Raw genomic sequence first — 8,294 nt, 5'->3', positions numbered from 1 at the left:
GCTGGTCCTGCGGCCCGAAGCCAGGGCCGGGCGGGCGGGGCCCGGGGACCGCGCCGGGTTGCTGCTGTTGCGGCGGAATGGGATACGGCCCACTCGGCTGTTCACCCCGCGGAGGACCGTACGGACCGCCGTCCCTCGGCTGTTCGCCCGGCGGAGGGCCGTACGGGCCACCCCGCGGCTGGTCCTGCGGCGGAGGGCCGTACGGGCCACCCGGTTGGTCCGGCGCCGGCGGGCGCGGAGTGTGACCGGGGTCCGAAGGATTCGTCATCGCCGTCGTCTCCAGAGTGAGGCCGCCTACAGGGAGACTCTAGAGCCTGGCACCGTCCCCACGCCGTAACGGACGCCATCGCGCCCGACGCCGTGGACGCCCGGACAGGTCGTTGTCACCCGGAGGACGCCACGCGGACGTCCGGCGCGTCCAGCGACCGGAACCAGGCCGCGAGGTCGGTTCCGTCCAGGAAGTGAGGTTCGCCTGCCCCCACGTCGACCGGGCCGGCCACATGGCCGGACGCGCCCGCCACCCGGCAGCCGCCGAGGCGGGAGAGCCGCAGCGAGGCCGGACGTTCCACCGGACCGAAGGAGCAGCCGCGCAGGTCGGCGTCCCGGAGATCGGCGTCAGCGAGGTAGGCGGCGGTCAGATCCGCTTCGCGCAGGTCGGCCTCGCGCAGGTCGGCGCGGCCGAGATCGGCGTGCACGAGATCGGCCCGCCGGAACGCGGCGCCCCTGGCCTCGCACTCGGGGGCGTCCGCCCGGAAGAGCACGGCCGACGTGAGATCGGCCCCGCTCAGCCGCGCGCCGTTGAGCGTCGCGCGGTTCAGATTCGCCCCCACGAAGCGCACGCCTTCGAGACCGGCACCGAAAAGCCCCGCCGAACTCAGCTCGACGCCGGACAGATCGGCCCCGGTGAAATCGAGGAAATCGCCCGCCAGCGCGGTGGCCGCCCGGAGCGGATCCGGCCCCAGCGCGTCCAGGTACTCCGCCAATGCCGCGTGCGCGTCCGGGGAGCCGGGCCAGGACCGGACTCCGGCACGTGTCCGCACATGCTCAGCCGCCATCGAGGAACACTACCTTGCCCGCCCATTCCGGATTGGACTCGACCAGTTCCCTCACGTCGGCCACCGCCTCCGGCGACATGTTCTGCGGGTCGACGATTACGTTCTCGGGCGGGGTCTGGCTCAGTTCGTGCTCGATCTGATCCTTGACCTTGCCGCGGTCGTAGCGCCCCTTCGTGCCCGGTGGCATCTTCTCCCCCTTGTTCGGCCCCGCCGGGAACGTGTCGGCCCAGGCCTTGACGTCCCAATGCTGGCCGTTCGCGTCCACGAACTCGCCGGTGTCCTTTCCGTTGATCTTCGGGGCGCGCTCGATCGGCCCGTCCAGGACGCCTCTGCGCTCCAGCTCCAGCCCGACCTCGGCCTCACGGATCGCCTTGGGGCCGACCTGACCCTGGTGGGACGGGTCCTGCGCCAGGTCGTTGACGCGCTCCTCGTACTCCGGCGTGCCCTTCTCGGGCGTCTCGTAGTCCGGATCGGGTGTGGTGAGGTCGCAGTCATCGGGGTCCGGTGTCGGGTCGTTGTGGACGAGGACGTCGTTCCCGCCCAAGCTGACGTAGTAGGTGTGCAGGTCGTCGACCGTGAGGTTGTAGACGGTCTCGGTCCGCTGGTAGCGCCGCCGGTCCACGACCATGGCGTGTTCGCCGCCGGGTGTGGTGAGGGTGTCGCCGAACACCAGCTTGCCGGCGTGGATCCAGTCGCCGACGCCGCCGACCCAGAACGGGTGCCCGGCGGTCGCCGTGATGGTGGTGGTGGGTCCGCCGAGGGTGGCGTCGGGGTCGATGGCGAGGTCGACCAGGTATTTGGGGCCGGTGCCGGTGATGCGGGCGGTGACGGTGCGGGGCCCCGAGCGTCCGGTGGTGGGGTCGGCCGCCCATACGGTGTCACCGGCCCGCACCTGCTCGATGGGTCTCCGGGTGCCGTCGGCCATCAGGACCGGGGTGCCGGCGATGAAGCTGTTGGGGTCCTTCTTCTTCTTGTTGCAGGCGTCTAGGGCGTCGTCCACGCGGTCCTTGGCGTCCTTGCGCGTCTTGCGGGCCTTGTCCAGGCGGCGTTTGAGGTCCAGGAACCGGTCGATCAGCTTGGCGATCTTGGGGATGGACTTCAGGAGCTTGCCGATCTTGCCCCACGGCACCAGCCCCACGATCGCCCACAGGCAGTCCATGAAGTTGGGGTCCTCGATGCAGGCGATGATGTCGCCGGCGATGAAGTCCAGCCCGATCTTGCCGATCTCCTCGAGCAGGTCGAACTCGTCCCATTCGGCCTCGACGTCCTCAAGCGCCTCGTCGGCCTCGTTCAGCTCGGCCAGCGCCTCCCGGTACTCGCGCTCCTCGGGCGTCTCGCCGTCCGGGTCCGTCGGCTCCGGCGACGGCGAAGGCGACTCCTCCGCCCGCGGGTCATCGCCGGGCTCGTCGCAGTCCTCGCTCTGGGTTACCTGGCACACCCCCGACCGGATCCCGGCGGCGACCTTGTCGCCCACCACGACCACCGACACCGCCGCGGTGATCGCGGCGACCAGCAGGATCACCGTCAGATACGACAGTGACCCCTCGCCCCGGTCTCCCAACCGCCGCAGCATCCGATCCCCCTGGCACGCCGACACGTCCGGCAAACGAGCTAACCAACCTGTCAGCACCCGCACACAGGCCCATGGACCCAACAAAGGACCCAAAAACCAGCGGAAGCGGGAATGGCGGTGGCCGAGGGTTGCCCGGGGGGCGGGGATTCCGCTTTGCTGGCGTGCGTGCTCAATTCGGCCGGACGCATGATCGATGGGAGATTGACGTGAATTTCCGGAGGTTCGGGTTGTGCGCGCTGGCTGGCGGCCTCGTACTGGGACCGGCCGGCTGCGGAGAGTCAGGCGACGAGACGAAGCAGGCCGCCACGTCGTCCGCCGCCCCCGCGACGAGCCCGGCGGGCCCCGCGACCGGTGAGCCCGCAGGTGGCGGGCAAAAACTCGGCGGCAAGGAAGTGAGCCTGACGCTGCCCTCCGGCTGGAAGCAGGTGGACCCGCTCACCGACGACTCCGAGGTCGTCCGGACGTCGTTCAGCCTGACCGGGGAGATGGGGCCGGTCATTGAGAAACTGCTTGACGAACAAAAGAAGCAGGGTGTGGTGTTCGCGATCGACACGTCGGTCAAGTCGGGTTATGCGCCGCATGCCCAGGCGGGATGTGATCGAGGCGGCCTGACCGGAGCCTCGCTCGAGCAGTTGAAGCGCAAGCAAGTCGCGCTGGAGCCGAATTCCAAGCTCACCGATGTCAAAGTCGGCGGAAAGCCGGGTTTCAAGGCGACCTACAGTTCCCAGAAGCGCGACGTCGAGGTGGAGGGGGTCACCGTCCGGGTGCCGGTCTCCGGCGATCGCTTCTGCTTCGTCGACATCGAGGCGAAGAAGGGGACGATGCCGCCGCAGGCGGAGCAGCTCGCCGCCTCGTTCGCGCTGGCCTGAGGGCAACGCCCCGCACGCCCCCTGGCGGGCAGGGCAATGGGCAGGGCAGCTAGGCGCCGAGGATGTGCACCTTGGCGGCGGGCGGCGCCTCGACGGTGAGGGGCTCGCCCCACTGCTTGTACGTGACGACGTGCACGGTCTTCGTTCCCTGCGTGGCGACCTCGACCTGGAACTTCTGGGGCAGGCCCTTGCCATCGACCCACAGCTTCCAGGGGATGTCTCCGACGCCGATCTGGCTCAGCGCGTCGAACGCCGGGTCGCTCTCCTTCATCGATGACGCCGGTGTGCTGCCGGAGTAGGAGTGGACCGCGACCCCGTCCAGCTTCTCGTTACCGGCCGCCCCTTCGAACGAGCCGTTGCGCACCAGCGCCAAACCCGTGTCGGTGGACAACTGCGCCATGGCCTGGTCTACGCCGTCCAGCATTCCGGTGAGCAGCTTGGCGAACGGCTTGAGCTCCGGGTTGGCCGCGTCCTTGCGCGACAGGCGGACCCACGGCTTGCCCGGCGCCTGCTCCTGCCCGTCGACGCGCGTGTAGACCGTCCCGCCGGTGACGATCGCCTCCGTCGTGCTGGGGTCGGACGGGTTCGCGTCCACGATCGTCAGCTGGGCGGACGGCGACCGGACCCCCGTGCGCATCTGAGCGGTCGTCTTCTCGTCGATCTTCTGGGCGCCCTCGCCGCCGGTGGTGTAGATCTCGGCGTGCACGGTGCCCGCCGACCGGGCCTGCCTGCTGATCAGGTCGACCAGCGGCCCCGGCTGCCCGGGAAGTGCGACGCTGGCGAGTGCGGCAGCGGGAGTCGGCGGGGCCTGCCCCTGTGTGCCGGACCCGCCCTGAGGTTTTCCTCCCTCGTCCGAGCCGCCCGAGCAGCCGGAGAGCCCGCCGACGACGAGGGCCACGCCTAATGACACCGCGAGAAGCCTCATGCCGGGGACTCTATGCGGCGCCTGTTCGCGAATGCTTCCTCCCGCTGGTTTTTGGGTCCTTTGTTGGGTCCGTGGGCCTGTGTGCGGGTGCTGACAGGTTGGTTAGCTCGTTTGTCGGACGTGTCGGTGGATGTGTCGGCGTGCCAGGGGGATCGGATGCTGCGGCGGTTGGGCGACCGGGGTGAGGGGTCACTGTCGTATCTGACGGTGATCCTGCTGGTCGCCGCGATCACCGGGGCGGTGTCGCTGGTGGTGGTGGGCGACGAGGTCGCCGCCGGGATCCGGTCGGGGGTGTGCCAGGTAACCCAGAGCGAGGACTGCGACGAGCCCGGTGACGACCCACAGGCCGGTCAGACGCCCTCACCGTCGCCGACCGGTCCGGGGGCCACCACCCCGGCCGGTGGCGAGACCCCCGAGGAGCGCGAGTACCGGGAGGCGCTGGCCGCGCTGACCAAGGCCCAGCAGGACGCCAAGGGCGTCGAGGGCGAGTGGGACGACTTCGACCTGGTCGAGGAGATCGCCAAGATCGGGCTGGACTTCATCGCCGGCGACATCATCAACTGCATCAAGGACCCCAACCTCATGGACTGCCTGTGGGCGATCGTGGGGCTGGTGCCGTGGGGCAAGATCGGCAAGCTCGTGAAGTCCATCCCCAAGATCGCCAAGCTGATCGACCGGTACCTGGACCTCAAACGCCGCCTGGACAAGGCCCGCAAAGCCCGCAAGGACGCCCAGGACCGCCTCGACAAGGCCGTGGACGCCTGCAAGAAGAAAAAGGACCCCAACAGCTTCACCGCGGGCACCCCGGTCCTGATGGCCGACGGCACCCGCAAACCGATCCAGCACGTCCGCGTCGGCGACACCGTGTGGGCCACCGACCCCGCCACCGCACGCTCAGGCCCCCGCACCGTCACCGACCGCATCACCGGCACCGGACCCAAACCCCTGGTCGACCTCACCATCGACCCCGACGCCACCCTCGGCGGACCCACCACCACCATCACCGCCACCACCGGACACCCCTTCTGGGTCACCGGCATCGACACCTGGATCCACGCCGGCGAACTGGTCTTCGGCGACACCCTCACCACCCCCACCGGCGACCACGCCATGGTCATCGACCAGCACCGATACAAGCAGACCGAAACCGTCTACAACCTCACCGTCGACGACCTGCACACCTACTACGTCAACGTGGGACCGCAGGAACTCCTCGTCCACAACTGCACGGACCTCGACAAGCACGAGGAGCCTCCGCCCGGAACACCGCGAGGTCCCCACGAGCTCGGTCACACCATCCAGGACCACATCAATGTCTCCGACGACGATTTGCGGAGGAAGGCCAACGATCCGAGGACCAGAGGTGTGGCGGGACGCTGGAAGGACAAGGCCACTGCGCAGCAGGCCATTGACGACGCCATGGCCAATCTCACCCCCGCGCAGCAGCAGCAGATCCAAAATTGGTTCGCGGATCTCGGCAAACAGAAGCCAGGCGTGGACGACACGCTGCCCCTGGGACCGTTCACCTACGGGAACGGCTCGCTGGGCAAGGTTGCGAAGAGGGGCCAGCAAGACCTGTCCGACGCCGGTAACACGTTCACTATCGTCCTTAAACGCGCACAGAAGCCGAAGCACAAGCCGGGCTATTACATCTACACTGCCTACCCGTTGCCTTGACGCGCCGATACGCTGAGCCGGTGAGATGATCGGGAGGGGTGAGCGATGTACGGCTACAAGAGGGGCAACTTCGGGATCACCTCGCTGGCCAACACTTATTTCATCTCCTCATGGTTTAGTCACTACGAGACGGGGCTGGATCTCGTGCGGGAGCGCGCCCGGGTGCAGAACGCGGGCACGAGCCAGATCGACCTCTTCGATGCCGAGTTGCTCGATGCGTCGCCGCTTACTGCCGAGCAGTTGGGTGCGCTGTGGTGGTCCGCCTGCGACGGCTGGTACCTCCCGTCGGCCGAAGGTCATGATGGGCGGGGCTGGATGCGTGCGATCGCCGAGATCATGCGGCCGCCGGTGGAGGAGGCCGGGTTGGACGTGGTGGTGCCGGAGGGGGTGATCGACCGGCGGCCAGATGTCGCCGAGCGTGTCACCAGCGCGGTGCGGCGGTTCTCGATCACCCGGAACTTCCATGTAGACCCGGTCTCCGAGGAGTATCTGCGGCGGGCGCTGCTGGATCTGGTCGAGTGCGGGCTGCCGGAACTCGCGTTCAGGTTCTTGCTGGTCTGCGCGGTCAGCCACTTCATGCCCGTCGACCAGGCATTTATTGACGAGATGGGTGAAACGGCGGGGCTGTTCGGGTACGAGCCCATCTTCGTCAACCGGCTGACCTTCCTGCTTCCGGCGGACGACACCGGCCCCGCCAACCGAGCCTGACCACAACCGGCCCTGGAGCCGGTCGCTGGACGCGTCCGCCCAGCGCTCTTTGGGCCCAGCTTTAGGTCCCTGGCTTCATGCCGCCGGCGGGTTCCCTGTGCTTGGATCTGCCGCACGCGGGCCCGCGGTCCCAGCCTGGGGGCGCGGCCGAGCCGAAGAGGGTCTCGCGCGGGGGAGGAGGCCAGGACCGTTGGACGCCACGACAGACCAAGATCCATTAAGCCCCGTCCACCTGCACGATGTCCGTTGTGGAGTAGCGTTGACAGGTTGCACAACTAAGTGTCGGACGTCACGTGTGTACGGTATTGTTGCCGCGGATTCGCCGTGGACCGGCGGCTCGCTCGTTGATCGTTCAAATAGACCGCTTTCGAGGCTGGCTTCCGCTATTTGGGCAGGTCCGAAAGCCGGATTAGTGATGGCGGTAAACATCTTGATCTCGGGTCTGCAGCGGGTTATCGTCTTTCGGGTCTGAAGGAGCCTTTGTAGCTTTTCGGACGCTTCATCGGGGGATGGAGCGAACGGGGAAGGAACGTACGTGAGGCCATGGACGGCCCGGGGGCGCGCATGACCGTCGTTGTGGTGGTCGGAGACGTTCCCAGCACCGGAATCATGCTCGGTTCCGTTGCCCAGCGGGTACCGGACGCGGCCGATCCGGCCGCCCTCCTCACTTTCCTCGACGGAGCGAGCGCCGCTCTGGCGCGGACGGGCGCCGTGCTCGTCGTCCACCCGGCTTGGCGGGCGGACGCCGCCGTCAAGCTGGTCAGGCGGGCGCGGATGCTGCTGGCCACCGACCGGATCGCCCGCATGCCGCTGGACCTCCCGCCGCTCGCGCTGTCGCTCGTGGCCGACCAGCTCGCCTACACGGCGCCGCACGCCCCGCCCGGCGTGCTGGCGAGCATCGCGCCCCACCTGGCCGACCGGCTCTTCGCCGGGGCCTGGCTCGCCAGCGTCGCCAAGCTCGAACGCGGGCAGGCCAAGCTGGGCCAGCACATGCGCTCCTACCTGCCGGGCAGCGGCTTCATGGTGACGTCGGCGGCCGAGACCACGGTGCATCGCATCACCGGCGCCAAGCCCGTCCAGGACATCGCCCGCAGGCCGCTCGACCCCGTGCTCATGCTCGCCGCGAACGCGCAGGGCGACCCCGACTGGCTGGAGCGACAGCTCCGTCCGGCATTGCAGGCCGTGCAGGTGACGAGCGTCGCCGCGCCGCCGCTCAGTGCCGGGTTCTGGGGCTCGGGGAAGTACACGGAGTTCGTCGCGTTCAGTGGCCACCCGCACGACCTGCATCATGTGATGCGTTCGGTCCACTGTGTCCGCTGCCCGTGGTGCGGCGAGCCGACGGCCTTGCCCGCATGCCCCTTCTGCGGTGAGAAGCAGCCCCGGGCGGACGCGCCGCCACAGCCCGAAGCGCAACCCGGGCCGGCGCCGCGGCCTGGTACCGCGCACGCTCCGGCCGCGCCGCCGCGGCAAACCCCCGCAACGTCCCC

At 68.8% G+C, this 8,294-nt stretch carries 6 protein-coding genes and 1 pseudogene; 4 read left to right on the top strand and 3 right to left on the bottom strand.

What is annotated here, in order from left to right:
- Positions 1 to 383: 383 nt before the first annotated feature.
- Both E1285_RS41035 and E1285_RS41030 read right to left on the bottom strand, forming a co-directional pair.
- Positions 384 to 1,055 carry a pentapeptide repeat-containing protein gene (locus E1285_RS41035; protein WP_132160020.1) on the bottom strand — a complete coding sequence of 224 codons (672 nt, stop codon included), beginning with the start codon at positions 1,053 to 1,055 and terminating at the stop codon, positions 384 to 386.
- The gene (locus E1285_RS41030; RefSeq protein ID WP_132160018.1) at positions 1,045 to 2,628 is read right to left on the bottom strand and encodes a polymorphic toxin-type HINT domain-containing protein; all 1,584 of its coding nucleotides are present in this window, start codon (positions 2,626 to 2,628) and stop codon (positions 1,045 to 1,047) included. The genes E1285_RS41035 and E1285_RS41030 overlap by 11 nt, the downstream gene beginning before the upstream one ends.
- Positions 2,629 to 2,834: 206 nt before the next feature.
- Between E1285_RS41030 and E1285_RS41025 the strand changes: the two genes are divergently transcribed.
- The gene (locus E1285_RS41025) at positions 2,835 to 3,497 is read left to right on the top strand and encodes a hypothetical protein (protein ID WP_132160015.1); all 663 of its coding nucleotides are present in this window, start codon (positions 2,835 to 2,837) and stop codon (positions 3,495 to 3,497) included.
- Positions 3,498 to 3,546: 49 nt separating this feature from the next.
- On the opposite strand, the gene E1285_RS41020 is transcribed toward E1285_RS41025, so the two are convergent.
- Positions 3,547 to 4,422 carry an LppX_LprAFG lipoprotein gene (locus E1285_RS41020; protein ID WP_132160013.1) on the bottom strand — a complete coding sequence of 292 codons (876 nt, stop codon included), beginning with the start codon at positions 4,420 to 4,422 and terminating at the stop codon, positions 3,547 to 3,549.
- 156 nt (positions 4,423 to 4,578) lie between these two features.
- Between E1285_RS41020 and E1285_RS41015 the strand changes: the two genes are divergently transcribed.
- From E1285_RS41015 to E1285_RS41005, 3 genes and pseudogenes are all read left to right on the top strand, one after another.
- Positions 4,579 to 6,099, top strand: coding sequence for a polymorphic toxin-type HINT domain-containing protein (locus tag E1285_RS41015; protein ID WP_132160011.1), 1,521 nt, complete (start codon positions 4,579 to 4,581; stop codon positions 6,097 to 6,099).
- Between the two features lie 45 nt (positions 6,100 to 6,144).
- Complete coding sequence (locus E1285_RS41010; RefSeq protein WP_132160009.1) at positions 6,145 to 6,807, top strand: hypothetical protein; 663 nt, start codon at positions 6,145 to 6,147, stop codon at positions 6,805 to 6,807.
- A gap of 609 nt (positions 6,808 to 7,416) precedes the next feature.
- A pseudogene (locus E1285_RS41005) lies at positions 7,417 to 8,294 on the top strand (hypothetical protein); the annotation flags it as partial.

The sequence above is a fragment of the Actinomadura sp. 7K507 genome, assembly GCF_004348425.1.
Taxonomy (GTDB): Bacteria; Actinomycetota; Actinomycetes; order Streptosporangiales; family Streptosporangiaceae; genus Spirillospora.
The sequence above is the reverse complement of the archived record's forward strand: the minus strand, read 5'-3'. Positions and strand labels throughout refer to the sequence as shown.